At 32.2% G+C, this 14,575-nt stretch carries 18 protein-coding genes; 6 read left to right on the top strand and 12 right to left on the bottom strand.

Annotated features, from left to right (window positions below):
- Nucleotide 1 precedes the first annotated feature (1 nt).
- Nucleotides 2-145, top strand: a complete 144-nt coding sequence (locus A8975_RS14500; RefSeq protein WP_166667434.1) for a hypothetical protein — start codon at nt 2-4, stop codon at nt 143-145.
- Here the strand turns inward: A8975_RS14500 and A8975_RS02390 are convergent.
- The 7 genes from A8975_RS02390 to A8975_RS02360 are packed head-to-tail and all read right to left on the bottom strand — an operon-like array spanning nt 142 to nt 4,951.
- Nucleotides 142-720 carry a PhnA domain-containing protein gene (locus A8975_RS02390; RefSeq protein ID WP_134198541.1) on the bottom strand — a complete coding sequence of 193 codons (579 nt, stop codon included), beginning with the start codon at nt 718-720 and terminating at the stop codon, nt 142-144. The genes A8975_RS14500 and A8975_RS02390 overlap by 4 nt on opposite strands.
- Nucleotides 721-762: 42 nt before the next feature.
- Nucleotides 763-1,125, bottom strand: a complete 363-nt coding sequence (locus tag A8975_RS02385; protein WP_134198540.1) for an MmcQ/YjbR family DNA-binding protein — start codon at nt 1,123-1,125, stop codon at nt 763-765.
- 3 nt (nt 1,126-1,128) lie between these two features.
- Nucleotides 1,129-1,740, bottom strand: a complete 612-nt coding sequence (locus tag A8975_RS02380; RefSeq protein ID WP_134198539.1) for a DUF4230 domain-containing protein — start codon at nt 1,738-1,740, stop codon at nt 1,129-1,131.
- 15 nt (nt 1,741-1,755) lie between these two features.
- Complete coding sequence (locus tag A8975_RS02375; RefSeq protein ID WP_134198538.1) at nt 1,756-2,505, bottom strand: cyclase family protein; 750 nt, start codon at nt 2,503-2,505, stop codon at nt 1,756-1,758.
- Nucleotides 2,506-3,675, bottom strand: coding sequence for a radical SAM family heme chaperone HemW (hemW, locus tag A8975_RS02370; RefSeq protein WP_243832935.1), 1,170 nt, complete (start codon nt 3,673-3,675; stop codon nt 2,506-2,508).
- Between the two features lie 37 nt (nt 3,676-3,712).
- Nucleotides 3,713-4,312 carry a crossover junction endodeoxyribonuclease RuvC gene (ruvC, locus tag A8975_RS02365; protein WP_243832934.1) on the bottom strand — a complete coding sequence of 200 codons (600 nt, stop codon included), beginning with the start codon at nt 4,310-4,312 and terminating at the stop codon, nt 3,713-3,715.
- A gap of 3 nt (nt 4,313-4,315) precedes the next feature.
- Nucleotides 4,316-4,951, bottom strand: coding sequence for an outer membrane beta-barrel protein (locus A8975_RS02360; RefSeq protein ID WP_134198536.1), 636 nt, complete (start codon nt 4,949-4,951; stop codon nt 4,316-4,318).
- Between the two features lie 24 nt (nt 4,952-4,975).
- On the opposite strand from A8975_RS02360, the gene A8975_RS02355 reads away from it, so the two are divergent.
- From A8975_RS02355 to A8975_RS02340, 4 genes are read left to right on the top strand one after another with little or no spacing between them, the layout of a single operon-like run.
- Nucleotides 4,976-5,953 carry a lysylphosphatidylglycerol synthase domain-containing protein gene (locus tag A8975_RS02355; protein WP_134198535.1) on the top strand — a complete coding sequence of 326 codons (978 nt, stop codon included), beginning with the start codon at nt 4,976-4,978 and terminating at the stop codon, nt 5,951-5,953.
- Nucleotides 5,950-7,074: a glycosyltransferase gene (locus A8975_RS02350; protein ID WP_134198534.1), complete on the top strand. Its 1,125-nt coding sequence runs from the start codon at nt 5,950-5,952 to the stop codon at nt 7,072-7,074. Before A8975_RS02355 ends, A8975_RS02350 begins: the two co-directional genes overlap by 4 nt.
- Before the next feature lie 52 nt (nt 7,075-7,126).
- Nucleotides 7,127-7,990, top strand: a complete 864-nt coding sequence (locus A8975_RS02345; RefSeq protein WP_134198533.1) for a hypothetical protein — start codon at nt 7,127-7,129, stop codon at nt 7,988-7,990.
- On the top strand, nt 7,991-8,728 hold the full coding sequence (locus A8975_RS02340) for a Bax inhibitor-1/YccA family protein (protein WP_131506146.1): 738 nt from the start codon (nt 7,991-7,993) through the stop codon (nt 8,726-8,728).
- Here A8975_RS02340 and A8975_RS02335 read toward each other — a convergent pair.
- Genes A8975_RS02335 through A8975_RS02320 form a run of 4 tightly spaced genes read right to left on the bottom strand, consistent with a single transcriptional unit; the run spans nt 8,725 to nt 13,024 of the window.
- Complete coding sequence (locus A8975_RS02335; protein WP_134198532.1) at nt 8,725-9,201, bottom strand: hypothetical protein; 477 nt, start codon at nt 9,199-9,201, stop codon at nt 8,725-8,727. The two genes, A8975_RS02340 and A8975_RS02335, sit on opposite strands and share 4 nt — an antisense overlap.
- Nucleotides 9,202-9,242: 41 nt before the next feature.
- Nucleotides 9,243-10,376, bottom strand: coding sequence for a tetratricopeptide repeat protein (locus tag A8975_RS02330; protein WP_134198531.1), 1,134 nt, complete (start codon nt 10,374-10,376; stop codon nt 9,243-9,245).
- Nucleotides 10,369-12,660 carry a M56 family metallopeptidase gene (locus A8975_RS02325; protein ID WP_134198530.1) on the bottom strand — a complete coding sequence of 764 codons (2,292 nt, stop codon included), beginning with the start codon at nt 12,658-12,660 and terminating at the stop codon, nt 10,369-10,371. Before A8975_RS02325 ends, A8975_RS02330 begins: the two co-directional genes overlap by 8 nt.
- Nucleotides 12,661-12,664: 4 nt before the next feature.
- Nucleotides 12,665-13,024 carry a BlaI/MecI/CopY family transcriptional regulator gene (locus tag A8975_RS02320; RefSeq protein WP_129759487.1) on the bottom strand — a complete coding sequence of 120 codons (360 nt, stop codon included), beginning with the start codon at nt 13,022-13,024 and terminating at the stop codon, nt 12,665-12,667.
- A 144-nt stretch (nt 13,025-13,168) separates the two neighbouring features.
- On the opposite strand from A8975_RS02320, the gene A8975_RS02315 reads away from it, so the two are divergent.
- On the top strand, nt 13,169-13,666 hold the full coding sequence (locus A8975_RS02315; protein WP_129759488.1) for a DUF456 domain-containing protein: 498 nt from the start codon (nt 13,169-13,171) through the stop codon (nt 13,664-13,666).
- A 237-nt stretch (nt 13,667-13,903) separates the two neighbouring features.
- Here A8975_RS02315 and A8975_RS02310 read toward each other — a convergent pair whose 3' ends face one another.
- Nucleotides 13,904-14,572: a response regulator gene (locus A8975_RS02310; protein ID WP_129759489.1), complete on the bottom strand. Its 669-nt coding sequence runs from the start codon at nt 14,570-14,572 to the stop codon at nt 13,904-13,906.
- Nucleotides 14,573-14,575: the final 3 nt, after the last annotated feature.

Genomic DNA, 14,575 nt, shown 5'->3' with positions numbered 1-14,575 from the left:
CATGAAAAACAAACACACTTATTTAATACTAGCTATTGCGCTACTTATTACAATTTATGGTGTAGTAAGCGGTAAATTTTTCTTCTTGTTTATCTTTTTACCCTTAGGTTTAGGGCTTTTCAGTAGAAAGAGAAAGGATGATTAAAGCTTTTTTACATACTCGGTAACAATAACAATTTGTTGTCCGTCAACTTTTCCTTCAATATAAGTGGCGTTTTCATGATCTAAACGAATGTTGCGAACAGCTGTTCCTTGTTTAGCTACCATACTTGAGCCTTTTACTTTAAGGTCTTTAATAAGCACTACAGAATCACCATGTTCCAATATTACACCATTAGAGTCTCTATGAATAATTTTTTCGCTGTCGTCTTTATGCTCACCTGTTTCTTTTGCAAATGCCATTGTTTCGTCATCTAGATACATCATATCTAGTAAGTCTTGCGGCCAACCTTCTTTACGAAGTCTTTGTAACATTCTCCAAGCCATTACTTGTACTGCTTTGTGCTCGCTCCACATGCTGTCGTTTAAACAACGCCAGTGGTTAGCATCCATATCTTCATTACCTTCAATTTGATTAAAACAGGTTTCGCATGCAAGAATACTTGTATCTACAGTTTCATTTAGTGCTGGCGGAATATTGTATTGTTTTAAACCTGTTTTAGAACCACAAAGTTCACAGCTGGTATTGCTTCTTTCTTGTAATGTATGTAAAACGCTCATTTGAATACGTAGTTTGCTTTAGTTATGCCGCAAATTTAGAATTTATTGAAGAGATTCTCTCATTTTTTTAGTCATTCCTTTAACAACCATATCATAAGAATGATCAATGAGTTCAAAAAGAAATGTTGCAGAAATCTCACCTGAATTGAGTTCAACAGAGTTCCAATGCACTTTGCTCATATGGTATCCTGGATAAATACTATCGTACTCAGCTCTCAACTCTTGAGCATACTCAGGATCACACTTTAAATTGATAAAACGATTACCTGACTCCCATTTTTTAAGTCCTACCAAAGCAAACATTTTACCTAAAACCTTAAACACTAAGGTGTGCTCATCAAAAGGAAAATCTTCAGTAACGCCTTTCTTCTTTAAACAGTGATTACGTAGTTGATCTATCTTCATCTTTTAAGAGTTAAGCGTTTTTGTTTTATACTCTTCTATTTTTAATGCAGAATAGTCTAACGACCAACCAATGGTTTGTACGATATTTTCAATTAATGAAATCGCCTCAAGTGCTTCTTGTTTAGCGACATTGAACAATCCGCTTTCTGGCACTTTGTTCATAATATGGATTTTTGCTTCGTTGTGTAACTCAGTTAAATCAGAAGCTTCAAACTTATTAAACATACCATCTTTTTTATCGTAATAATTTAAATCGGTTTCAACACTTAGCACTTCAGGTTGCGGAAAATGATACAGCTTTACCGTTTTTGTTTTAGTATCCGATTCCATTTTTATTTTTGATAAATCAAATCCAACATGTGCTTTGGCGTTGATAACCACGAGTGCTTTCTTTTTACTTGTAACTAGTTTTAGAAAGCGTTCTTTTACATCTTCGTAATGATAAATTTCGGCAAAATCACCTTCAACAGTAATAAACTTACACACTTTTTTAATTTTGTCCAAGAGTATAACCGATTGAGAATTTGTGCGCTTTTTAATTTGAAATTGCTTCACTATAGTTACAATAGCCAAGGTTACCAAAATGCTAATAATGATTATAAAAAATGTTTCCATAATTACGTTCTGGTTTTAATCTAAAATTTCATACAACACAGGTTTACTTGGTGTAGCATCATTTTCAAAAGGTGCTATTTGCAGGTTTAAAAAGTAAGTACCATCTACCACATTATTAGGCACAAAAATAAACTCGGTTATGGTTGCATCTAACCTTAGTTTTCCTGTGGTATTCCAAAATGCATTATGAGCCAACAGCTTACCTTCATCCTTTTCTTTATCTACACTAGGCAAATCGATAAGTAAGTGCTTAACGCCTTTCTTTTTTAAATAATTAGCAGTCTCCTCAAGCAAATACGTTGGGTTTGTATTAGAATACTGCATTGACAGCTTTTCTTTGGTATTTGGTATGGTTCTTATGACTACTGCATCTCTTTTTTTGTTTCCTAATGCAAATTGCACTTGCTTTTTAGAAATCACAAAATCATCATTCAATTTTTCTGGCGCGACTGTTATAACTTCAGCTAAAAAAAAGAATTGATTAAGGTTTTGGTTTATAGAGTGTACTTTTTTTGTAATGTGCCCTACACACTCAGTATGTGTACCATGAGCATGCGGATTAAACTGAATGTCATTGAAGTTTACTGGTGAACCTTCAGCTACACTAGCAATCCAATCTTCTATTTGAACAGGTTCAATTTTTGGTTCGTCAATATACCACGCATTTACATTTTGTTTTGAGGCTATCAACGGTATGGATATGTCAATTGGTTGTGAAAAATCTATTTTATATTTGTTTGAGTTGTATTGTATGCTTGCAATCATTTATGTGTTTATTTTAAATAAGTCTGAAGCGATGCCATCGCTTAAAAATTTTCCTTTTTTGGTGACTAACAATTTGTTTTCTTCAATATACAACAATTCATTTTTTAAATGGTTATCTGCTTGACTCAAAAGATAGCTTTTGTAGTCTTTACCAAAATCACGTTCAACCTTATCTAAAGACACTCCCCAAATAGTACGCAAACCAGTCATAACATACTCGTTGTATGCATCAGTTACTGTTAGGGTTTCGATTTCTATTGGTAGTTCGTGATTTAATATTGATTTAATGTATTTTGAATTGTTATTTATGTTCCAGCCTCTAGTAGCTCCATCAAACGAATGTGCTGAAGGACCTATGCCTAAATAAGGTTTTCCTTGCCAATAAGCAGAATTATTTCTACTAAAGAAACCTTCTTTTCCAAAGTTTGAAAGTTCGTAATGCACAAACCCATTTTGGTTTAGTTTTTCAATTAATATATGAAACTGCTCATTAGCCAAATCATCGTCAACATTGGCTATAATACCTTTTTTTATGAAATGTTCCAAAGCTGTTTTAGGTTCTACGGTTAAAGCGTAGCTTGAAATATGAGGAATATTAAACTCTAATGCAGTGTCAATATTTTCAATCCAACGTTCATTGGTTGACCCTGGAATTCCATAAATTAAATCGATAGAAATATTACTGAAATATTGTGTTGCTTGCTCTAAACAGGCTTTAGCTTCATTGGCATTATGAGCGCGATTCATTAGCTTTAAATCATCTTCAAAAAAAGACTGAACACCTATACTCAATCTATTTACAGAACTTTTTGACAATGCTTTTAAATACTCCGAATTTAAATCATCAGGATTTGCTTCAAGAGTAATTTCGGCAGATTCAGAAACCTGATAATCTATCTTTATCAAGCCAATAAGCCATTCAATATCTTCAACTTTTAAAATGCTTGGAGTTCCTCCACCAAAATAAATGGTTTCTATTGTGGTATTTTTCATTTCGTTTTTACGCAAAATGAGTTCCACTTTAAGAGCAGACAACATTTTATCTTCTTGCTTTAACGATGTAGAAAAATGAAAGTCGCAATAGTGACAAGCTTGCTTGCAAAATGGTATATGAATGTAGATTCCTCCAGCCCCTTCTAACTTCCCCAAAGGGGAAGAACTATTACTCAAATTTTTATTAATGACATCTTTCACTATACTGACTTCATCATTTATTTTTTCTCAAGTCTACAATAGGGTTATTTTTTGCTCCTCCTTTGGAGGTTGGGAGGCTATTCTGCTTCACAAAGCTTGCCCAACCAGAATAGCTTTTACCAACCTCTACTCTACCTTCGTTGTAAAAATGGCAAACTGCAGCTGCTAAACCATCGGTTGCATCTAGGTTTTTAGGTAACGTTTTTAAACCTAAAGTACTTTGTAACATTTTAGCAACTTGTTCTTTACTGGCATTACCATTTCCTGTAATTGCCATTTTAATTTTCTTTGGTGAATACTCAGTAATTGGTACTTCTCTCGATAAACCTGCAGCCATAGCAACACCTTGAGCTCTACCCAATTTTAACATACTTTGTACGTTCTTCCCAAAAAAAGGTGCTTCAATTGCAATTTCATCAGGATGATGGGTTTCAATTAGTTCAATGGTCCGTTCAAAAATGAGCTTCAGTTTTAAATAATGGTCGTCGTATTTTTTTAAATCCAATTCGTTCAACTGCAAAAACTGCATGGTCTTTCCAACAACTTTTATAAGCCCAAAACCCATAATTGTTGTTCCAGGATCAATACCTAATATAATTTTTTCTTTACTCATGCATTAACAATATTGACAACCACTTAATGAAAAGGTTATACCAAAAGTTACCGTTAGTAAATTTCCGTTAAAAGCACCATAACCTTCAGTAATTGGGTCAAAATCCTTTCCAAAACCTAAAATGTATGACACATCTGTGTAAAATGACATACGTCTGTTAAAAGCATAATGCACTTCCAAGCCTGCCATTGCATTTAAAAACGACACATCGTTTCCTGAATAATTACCAAGCGGTTTCACAAACGAATATCCAGGTCCTGCGTGTGCTACAAGTCCCATTCGCTCTGGAAGAAACGTAAGGGTTTCAGATGGATCGTAGACCACTTGTAAATTAAGTCTTGTGTAATTGGTTTTAAATTCTGGCGAATTATCTTCACTTGAAAATCGGTTAAATCCAAAATCAACCTTTGCTCCCAACTGCGATTTAAACATGTGTTGAATTCCTAAATTCACTGTCGGAAAATTTATAGGCTTACTCTCAAAATCAGCCACAAAACCTGACTGCGACGGATTGTTAAACCCAAGTGCCAATTGTGCTTTCCATTTGTTAGTATCTCGTTGCGCTGTAAGTGTTGCTGTAACAAACACCATAAACACACATACTAAGAGTGATTTTATATGTTTAAAATTTGAGGTCATAGTCTAATTGGTTTTATTTGTAATATGCTTCTAGGAACGCTTTCTTACAAAACTAAGCAATTCTTTGTTGTGCTTATTAAATTAAGCATAGTTGTTGGCGCATTTTATTTTATTTATAAAAAACTGACTGATAATGAATACTTAGATTTTAACGATTTTACACGATTTTTATTCGAAAACGAGTTGTTTTCAGCAAAAAACATTATTTTTTTAATCATTTTAAGTGTTTTTAACTGGTTTTTTGAAATTTTAAAATGGCAAACTTTAGTCGATTCCATAAAAAAAATAACCTTTAAAAATGCACTTGAACAAACCTTAGGTTCATTAACAGCATCATTAATTACACCTAACCGAATTGGTGAATATGGAGCTAAAGCAGCTTACTATACTAAAGCATTTAGAAATCGAATTGCACTATTAAACCTTGTTGGCAATATGATGCAAATGACAGTTACAGTACTTTTTGGTATTGCTGGTCTTATCTTTTTTAAATTAAACTACAACCTAGACATCAATTACCTTAAAGTATCAAGGTTCTTGTTTATTATACTTTTAGTAATAGTGTTAACCCTTTTTGGAGCTAAGCATAAAACATTCCAAATAAAAGGAAATACGCTACAAAAAATCATTCATTTTATCATCTATTTACCAAAAACTGTTTTAGCTAAAGGGTTTTTACTTTCTGTAATTAGGTACGCGATTTTCTCATTTCAGTTCTATTTTCTGCTCACTATTTTTGGAGTAAATGTACACTACAGTAATGCTATGATTGTAATTACAAGCATGTACCTATTAGCCTCTATTATTCCTTCCATTTTTATTTTTGATGTAGTGATAAAAGGTAGTGTTGCTGTGTATTTGTTTTCTATTGTTGGCGTAAATGAGCTTACTGTTTTATGTATTGTAACGTTAATGTGGTTGTTGAATTTTGTCATTCCGAGTGTATTTGGAAGCTATTATGTCCTAAATTTTAACCTACCTAAAAACACCTCAAACAGATGAGTTTAATAGCACTTATTATTGTGATCCTATATCTAGCTTTAATTGGAAGCCTGATTTTAGGCTTTGACAAAGTGAATGAATTTACCTTAAAAGATGTTACACCAGAAAATAGGTTTTCAATACTTATTCCTTTTAGAAATGAAGCTGAAAATTTACCTGCTTTACTACAAGCTATTTCAACACTAAATTACCCAAAAACATATTTTGAAATTATTTTTATTGATGACGATTCTGAAGACAATTCAGTTGCACTCATTAATGCGTTTCAAAAAAAATCGAAGCTAAACATAAGCTTAATAAAAAACATTCGCAGTTCAAACTCTCCAAAAAAAGATGCTATTACATTAGCCATTTCACAAGCAAAACACCCTTGGATTATCACCACAGATGCTGATTGCGTTTTACCTACATATTGGTTAGATAGTTTTGATTGTTTTATACAAGAGCGTCAACCCGATTTTATTGTAGCTCCAGTAACGCTTAGCCATTACAATACATTTTTTAAACGCTTTCAATTACTTGAAATTTTAAGTCTGCAAGGAGCAACTATTGGTGGTTTTGGCATCAACAAACCATTTTTGAGTAATGGTGCTAACTTAGGTTTTAAAACAGATTTTTTCAATACTGTTAACGGTTATCAAGGCAACAACACCATTGCTAGTGGTGATGATATTTTTCTTTTAGAAAAAGCTATTAACCATCCTCAAACGCAAGTAAAGTATTTAAAATGCGATAAAGCTGTTGTAACTACAATACCTGAAAACAGTATAAAAAGCTTATTTGCACAACGCGTTCGTTGGGCAGCAAAAACAAGTAACTATCGTAATATTTTTGGGAAGCTTTCTGGATTAATCATTTTTACAATGAATGCTGCATTGCTTTGTTATTTACTATTTGCAATTTCAGGAGTTGTTTCATATAAAGTGTTGATTTATGTGTTTATTATAAAATTTTGTATTGACTTTCTTCTCATTTTTAAAAGCGCTCGATTTTTTAACCAAGAACATACTTTGTTCTCATATATTTTTGGCTGTTTTTTATATCCTTTTTTTAGTGTTTTCGTGGCCTTCACATCTGTTTTTAAAGGATATAAGTGGAAAGGAAGAGCATACCGAAAATGATGTTTTATCATTTATTTTTGTTAGATTTACTAAACTATAATCCTAAATCCTGATGAAAAAAATAGTCGCTATTCTCTGCATCTTGTTAAGTTATGCTTCAATGAGTGCTCAAGACACCTACACTGTAAATGGTGAAACCCTAGAGTTAAAGACCGAAATTGATGGAAACCTGGATTTACTTTGGACAACTGTTGATGGTAAATACCGTTATTTTGTAAGGACTCAAAACAACACCATCTTAGAATTAAAAAACACCAAAGGTGACAATAACAAATACCAAGAAGAGTATAAAACCACGCTAAACAATGTCATGGAAGATTATGGTTTATCTACAGACAAGGTAAAACTCACACTTGGCAGCCTTAAAGACTTTATTGACATGTACAACAGTACGTCTGACGTGTCTTACCAAACGCAACTTAAAAAGAACAAACTCGAACTACGTTTAGGTGTTTATGGTGGTATTACCAACAATCCATTTGTTCCAAACCCTGACAATTTAAAATCTCCTGTTTTTGGAACCGAACTAGAAGTGATTACTAATGCTGAAAAACCTATACACTCAGGATTTTTACAACTTAGACAAGTTCTTAAAAACGATGATTTAGAATACACCTCAACCGAGTTTTCTTTAGGTTATAGGTTGAGAGCTATTAATATTTCAAACTTAAGTATTTATGGCAATGTGAAATTTGCAACACTCAACTTTAGTAAAGTAACTGTAGCAACCGAAGATGACGTTATTGAAGAAAGTGACACTTCTTTTAATGCGCCTTTTATTTTTGGACTAGGTGCCGATTACAAAGTAGGCAACGGTTATATTACATTTGGGGTTAATCAATTATTTGCTTTAGATTTAGACACTAACGACAATTTCCCAACTGATTTTACATTGGGTTACAAGTTTACGCTGTAAATGAAATTATCAAATTTTAAAACCTCTAACCCAGCCTTTACACCTTATTTTTGGGACGACAACAAAAAGCCTGAAGCAAAAATGACTGTTTCAGGGATTTTTGTAAAATCCATGTTGTCCATATTGGTTATCGCTGCAGTTACTGCTGGAGTTTGGAAACTTCATGAAGATGGAATGGATGTAAGTTGGTTTACACTTGGTGGTATGATTGCTTCAATAATTGTAAGTGTAATGATTTCTTACAAGAACAATTGGGCACATATTTTAGTACCTATTTACTCCATAACCAAAGGTTGTTTTTTAGGTGGTTTTTCGGCTTATGTAAGAGTTAAATTTCCTGAAATGCCTTATCAAGCTATTGGAGTTACCATTGTAACTTTTTTTGTAATGCTCATCTTATACCAAACACGAATTATTGTAGTTACCAAACAACTTAGAAGTGTAATTATCACAGCTGCTGCAAGTATATTTTTGGTGTATATCATTTCGTTTATTTTAGGCTTTTTTGGTATCAAATCGTTTATTTGGGGAACTTCTTGGGTTGCCATTATTTTTAATGTTGTTGCAGCAATTGTAGCTTCGTTTTCATTATTGTTGGATTTTGATTTTATAGAACGTCATAAAAACAAAGCACCAAAATATAAAGAATGGCTTGCTACTTGGGGACTTCTAGTAACTCTAATTTGGTTGTATGTTGAAATTTTACGCTTAATGCGAAAGCTAGCAATTCGGTTTTAATTGATACTAACTATTACAGGAAGATTAAATTGAGTCGTTACCTGTTGACTACGTTTTATTGCTGGATATATTTTTGGCAACGAATCAAAACTATGAGTTAACAAACTATCCAACTCAGGAATTTGTTGACGGGTAACATCAGAACTTTTAATGTCTTCAATAGTGAATTGACCTTTGCTATCTATTTTAATTTTTAAAATAACAGTATCATTAACGTCTTCAGAAACTACAATGTTATGTTTTGAAAGGTTTTCGTTTAGTATGTTTCGCAGTGTGGTTTCAAAGCAGTTTTTTTTGTTTGCCTTTCCAGAAGTGGTGTCGCATGATGCAAATGTAGGATACTCATCAACATCATTCCAGTTGAAGGTTTGCAACTCTTCCTGAAGAATTTCTTCTGTAGAAATCTTCTGTTTATCAAAATAGTCGCAAGACACCAACGTAAAAACACAAAAAATAAAGAATAAGTGCTTCATTAATATACTACTGAAGCCGAAAAGTACAATTTTTTTGGTATTTAATCTTCATTCATAAACTTTTCTTCTTTGAGCTCTTGTAACCGCATATTGGCTAGCTTTACATAAAAACTCTCAGGATATTGGGTTTTAAAATCTTCGTAGAGTTTAATTTTAGCATCAGTATCAGCATAATATTTATCTTTTGAAACAACCATATAAAACGCTGAATTGATATTGTCTGGGTTTTCTTTTAAAGCAGTTTGAAAGCTTGCAATGGCTTCTTTATACTTTTGTTGACGGTTATAGATTGTACCCAATTTTTGATATTCATAATCCAATGGCACATCTTTTAACTTTAAGCATTGTACAATATACTTTTCAGCATTTTCATAATCGTTTAAACGCTCATAATATGTTCCTATAAGAAACAATCCGTTAGAATCGTAAGGATTAAAGTTTAATGCACGTTTTCGTTGCTCAATGGCTTCTTCATATTCTGAAAGTTCAGCATGAATAACACTTAATTTCACATGAATAAATTCTGAAGATTCTCCAAGCTGCACTAACTTGTGAAACCAGATTTTTGAGTTTTTGTAATCGTCTTTGTTATAATAGTTTTGCGCTTTTAAGCTAATAAGACTTACATTGTTCTCATAACTTTCCAAGCCTTTGTTTATAAAATATTCTGCTTGTTCATAAGCACGTTTTTTCACATAGGATCGTGCAATTTTATAAATGGCTTTTTGATGGGTTTGATCCAAATCATAAGCAGAACGAAACCTATTCATTGCAGTTGAATCGTTTAAAGCTTCGAGTGCTAAACCTAATTCATAATGGTAATTTGGATTTTTATAATCTATATACACCAACTCATTAAATTGAGTTGAAGCTTCTTTAAACTTCTTGGTCTTTGAAAGTAATTTGGCGTATTCGTATTTTACAAGTGCATCATCAGGATTTGCTTCTAAACTCTTTTGGTAATACTCTAAAGCAGCGTCATAATTTCCTATTGCAATGTAGGCTTTTGCAATTTTATCAAACACTTCTTCAGTTTTACTCAGCGTTTTGTATTGCTCAATAGCTTTACTATAGTTACCGTTTAAGTACAAACTATCAGCATGCTGTAAAACCGAAGTTTGAGCTTCGGTTTTTAATGTTATTAATACTATTAGGATTAAAAGTGCTTTATTCATTGACTTGAAATAGTATTGGTAAGCTATAGGCAACTTTTACAACTTTTCCGTTTTGCTTTCCAGGAATAAATTTTGGCAATGTTTTTATAGCACGTATTGCTTCTTCTTCCAATGCAGGATGCGATGCTCTAGCTTTTACCTCTTTTACAGTACCATCTTTATCTATTTTAAAAATGACATTGATACGCTGTTGTCCTTTAAGTCCTTTTTCCTTTGCAACATTTATGTTGAAGTTTTCATTGACTTGCTTAGCGACATTATTACTTATGCATTTTTTCTTTTCATCTTGTGTTGCTAAATTTTCACAAGGCGCTAACATAGGAATCTCATCAACCACTGCAAATGGCACTTCATCAGCATTCTTAAATTGTTCTTTTAACTCCTTGATATACTCTTTTTGGTCTTGAGTACTATTTACTTCATTTTGATTATCATTATCTGACACTTGAAATAAAATTGGCAAACTATAAGGCACTACTACAGTTTTTCCTTTTTGCTTTCCTGGTATAAACGTTGGCAATGTTTTTATAACACGCTTTGCTTCTTCTTCTAAAGCTGGATGTGGTGCTCTTGCTGCAACATCTTTTACAGTACCATCTTTATCTATTTTAAAAATAACATTGATACGCTGTCTTCCTGTAAGTCCTTTTTCCTTTGCAATATTTGTGTTGAAATTTTTATTGACATGCTCAGCAATATTGTCGCTCATGCACTTTCTCTTCTCCTCTCGAGTTGATAAAGTCTCACAAAAAGTAAATGTAGGCGCTTCATCAATAACAGCAAATGGTACTTCAATGGTTTCTTCAACATGCTCAACTATAACCTCATCATTTTCATTACCTGGGTTTGGTATTTTTTTGCCGTCAATATCATTTACTTGCATTTTTAATATTGTGTTTTTTGTAACAATCATCAGCGTATTGAAGTAATCGTCATTTTGAATCATTTTCATTTTTTTATCATAACGTTTTTGCTCAGCAGCTGTCATGTTTTTAAAGTCATCAACTACCAATCGTAAAATGCCATCTTTGGTGTTACTCTCCCAGCTTAACTTAGCCTCATCAGTCTTCTTATATTCTAAATAATCTTCATAAGTTTTATGTTTAGGAAAGCTTTTTTCACTTCTTTCAATATCTTCTTGGGTCAAACTTCCGTCTTTTTGTTTACCCTCAATTTCCTTATCGGTCAAAAACTTAAAGAATGCTGCTCTTTTTGCATACTCTTCTCTAGTAAGAATATATTTATCAGTTTTAGGCATATATTCTTTAAATATTTCAGCAGAATTACCACTAGAAGCATCCAACTCTTCCAACTCATCATAATACTTTTGAAGCAATTCATCATCAGTCATATCTTTCGTAGACTTATCTTCTTGCGTGGTTTTAGTTGTTGACTTTGGGTCTTGTGAATATGACGATGTATACATAAGCATTCCAAATACCATTGGCAGTAATAATGTGTACTTGAATAAATGGATTTGTTTTGATTTTGATTTACTTAACATGACTATTCGTTTTTTGATTAATGCTTGTTTAAAAAATGGGTTTATGAAAGAAATGTTTTTGGTCTCGAAAACCTGAGCCAATAAGTTTTCATAGTATTCCTTTTTATCGTGATGTTGTAGTGCTTTATAATCTGCAATGAACTCGTGTAACTCAACTATTCTAGCTTGATACATATACACTAATGGGTTAAACCAAAACGCAATCCTCAGTGCTTCAAAAAACAACAAATCGATAGTATGCTTTTCCTGAACATGAACAAGCTCGTGTTGTAGAATCGTTTTTTGCTCTTTTGACTGTATTTTTTCACCTAAAAACACATAATTAAAAAATGAAAATGCCGCATTACTATTCAATAAATTAACGATTAGCAAATTGCCTTTCCAACGTTTTGGGTTTTTGTAAAATAGAACTAGAAGTTTAATCAATTTAACTATAAACAGTATAGCTGCAATACACATTCCTACATATAGCAGCATACTCCAAGACCAAGTAAAAACGGATTCAACCGTTTGTTGCGGTTGAGCAATAAAAACATCAATTACAGATTGTTTTTCTTCGACCTTACCTATAATAATTTCAGGTAATTGAATAACAAACTGCTCTGGAACGATGTCTCTTATACTTTTAAATTTAATAAATGGTAATACCACTGAAAGTATCGCAGTCGATAACAAGTAAAACCTGTTCCAATTAAAGAAAGTTTCCTTTTTTAAAAACACATCGTAGATGAGCAAAAAGAATAATTGAAACGCTATAGTTTGTAATACATAATGCAACATAATACTATTCTTTTTTATTGATTTCTTTTAGTACAGCTTCCAAGTCTTTTAGGTTAATGTCATTTTTCTTCACAAAAAAAGACACCATGCTTTTAAAAGAGCCTTGAAAATAATTATCCACCAATGTATTTATGGTCTGGTTACTATAATCTTGCTTTTTAACCACTGGAAAATACACATGACCTTTACCTTGTTTTTCATAATCGACAAAGCCCTTACTTTCCAAAATTCTTACAATAGTTGATACAGTATTGTAAGCTGGTTTGGGCTCTGGTAACTCATCTATAATATGTTTTACATTGGCCTTTTTAAGTTGCCATAAAACTTGCATGATTTCTTCTTCTGCCTTGGTAAGTTGCTTCATGATGCTTATTTTTAATTTAAAACTCTGAATAAAAGAGCTTAACAAATATAACTAAATTTTTAGTTTAAACTAATTTTTTAGTTACAAATGTAACAAATGACTATTTTCATCGTCACATAATTGTGTAAACTCTAAATAGATTTAATGGATATATTTTTATTGATAATTAGTGGCTTATTAATGCTTCTTGGAATACTTGGTAGCTTTTTACCTGTTTTACCAGGTCCATTAACCAGTTGGGTTGGGCTTTTAGTTTTACATCTTACTGATGCACTACCAATGAACTGGACATTTTTAATCATAACATTAATTGTAGCTATTGCCATTTGGTTGTTAGACTATGTAATTCCAGCTATGGGAACCAAACGTTTTGGAGGCAGTAAAGCAGGAATGATAGGTACAACTATTGGCCTTATAATAGGCTTAATATTTTTAGGACCTTTCGGAATAATTATAGGTCCGTTTTTTGGTGCTCTAATAGGTGAGCTTATTAATAAAAGTGAATTTGATAAAGCTGTGAAAGCTGCTTTTGGATCTTTTTTAGGATTCCTTGCTTCAACGTTTATGAAGTTTATTGTAGCAATGATTTTTACCGGATTCTTTATTTATAAAGTAATAAAATATTCTGACGGTTTTGTATAAATGAAAAAACCCAATAACCTAGTGGGTTATTGGGTAATTCTTTATTTGCTATTAATTCAACAAATTACTTAGAGGGATTAATTAATTTCGTTGACTATTACAAATGTATATAAGTAGAAGGTTTTAAATGTGCGGAAAAACCGCAAACTTGATGCGGAAAAACCGTACTTTCTAGCAATAACCTAGTGTTGCATAAGCTTGGAGAAGCTAAAAAAAAATGAAGATTTAACGTGAAATTTACAAAAAGCCTTTTTTCCTGGCTTCTTCTAGCAATGTTTCGTCTTTACCATCTTCAACAGAAAATAAAAGTTTCATCTGCTTTTTACGTTTTTCAATAGCACTCATTGATAAGTCTATGTACTCTTTTAAACTTCTTGTTTTTATACCTTGAGATAATAAGTGAAGTATTTTTCTATTAATGTCGTCAATATAAATATCACTAGTAATAGACTTCTTTAAATAGTTGTTTACTGTACTACTGTAGTATGGAGGGTTGGATAAAATATGCTGAAATGCTTCAGCTAGTTCCATTGATGTTAAATCACTTTTTATTAAAAATCCATCAGGACTTACCTCTTTAATAATATTATGAATCCTGTACGACTCATTAAACATTGTTAAAATAATAATTTTTGCATTAGGTAATATGTCTCGAGCAATTTTTGCTAAATCTTCTCCTGATGTTATTGAACCATCTGAAGAACTGGGTAAACTAATGTCGAAAAAACAGACATCATAAGGCTTTTCTTTAGATGCTTTTTGAAGTAACTCGTTAGCTGTATCACAATTATTAGCTGTATCTATGACTAGTACCTGATCATCGTTTTTTGTAGCCATCAAAGTATTTTGATAACCTTCAATAATTATTGGATGATCATCTACCATTAAGATATTTATGTGTTGCATGAT

This window comes from Meridianimaribacter flavus, from assembly GCF_004366715.1.
Classification (GTDB): domain Bacteria; phylum Bacteroidota; class Bacteroidia; order Flavobacteriales; family Flavobacteriaceae; genus Gaetbulibacter_B; species Gaetbulibacter_B jejuensis.
Note: the sequence above shows the minus strand (reverse complement) of the source record. Positions and strands in the feature narration are given on the sequence as shown.

Coding starts and splice junctions, on each gene's coding strand:
- A8975_RS02310 (WP_129759489.1), bottom strand. CDS start 14,572: ATGCAACACATAAATATCTTAATGGTAGATGATCATCCAATAATTATT.
- A8975_RS02335 (WP_134198532.1), bottom strand. CDS start 9,201: ATGAAGCACTTATTCTTTATTTTTTGTGTTTTTACGTTGGTGTCTTGC.
- A8975_RS02380 (WP_134198539.1), bottom strand. CDS start 1,740: ATGGAAACATTTTTTATAATCATTATTAGCATTTTGGTAACCTTGGCT.
- A8975_RS02350 (WP_134198534.1), top strand. CDS start 5,950: ATGAGTTTAATAGCACTTATTATTGTGATCCTATATCTAGCTTTAATT.
- A8975_RS02390 (WP_134198541.1), bottom strand. CDS start 720: ATGAGCGTTTTACATACATTACAAGAAAGAAGCAATACCAGCTGTGAA.
- A8975_RS02325 (WP_134198530.1), bottom strand. CDS start 12,660: ATGTTGCATTATGTATTACAAACTATAGCGTTTCAATTATTCTTTTTG.
- ruvC (WP_243832934.1), bottom strand. CDS start 4,312: ATGAGTAAAGAAAAAATTATATTAGGTATTGATCCTGGAACAACAATT.
- A8975_RS02340 (WP_131506146.1), top strand. CDS start 7,991: ATGAAATTATCAAATTTTAAAACCTCTAACCCAGCCTTTACACCTTAT.
- A8975_RS14500 (WP_166667434.1), top strand. CDS start 2: ATGAAAAACAAACACACTTATTTAATACTAGCTATTGCGCTACTTATT.
- A8975_RS02320 (WP_129759487.1), bottom strand. CDS start 13,024: ATGAAGCAACTTACCAAGGCAGAAGAAGAAATCATGCAAGTTTTATGG.
- A8975_RS02375 (WP_134198538.1), bottom strand. CDS start 2,505: ATGATTGCAAGCATACAATACAACTCAAACAAATATAAAATAGATTTT.
- A8975_RS02360 (WP_134198536.1), bottom strand. CDS start 4,951: ATGACCTCAAATTTTAAACATATAAAATCACTCTTAGTATGTGTGTTT.
- A8975_RS02315 (WP_129759488.1), top strand. CDS start 13,169: ATGGATATATTTTTATTGATAATTAGTGGCTTATTAATGCTTCTTGGA.
- A8975_RS02330 (WP_134198531.1), bottom strand. CDS start 10,376: ATGAATAAAGCACTTTTAATCCTAATAGTATTAATAACATTAAAAACC.
- A8975_RS02355 (WP_134198535.1), top strand. CDS start 4,976: ATGCTTCTAGGAACGCTTTCTTACAAAACTAAGCAATTCTTTGTTGTG.
- A8975_RS02385 (WP_134198540.1), bottom strand. CDS start 1,125: ATGAAGATAGATCAACTACGTAATCACTGTTTAAAGAAGAAAGGCGTT.
- A8975_RS02345 (WP_134198533.1), top strand. CDS start 7,127: ATGAAAAAAATAGTCGCTATTCTCTGCATCTTGTTAAGTTATGCTTCA.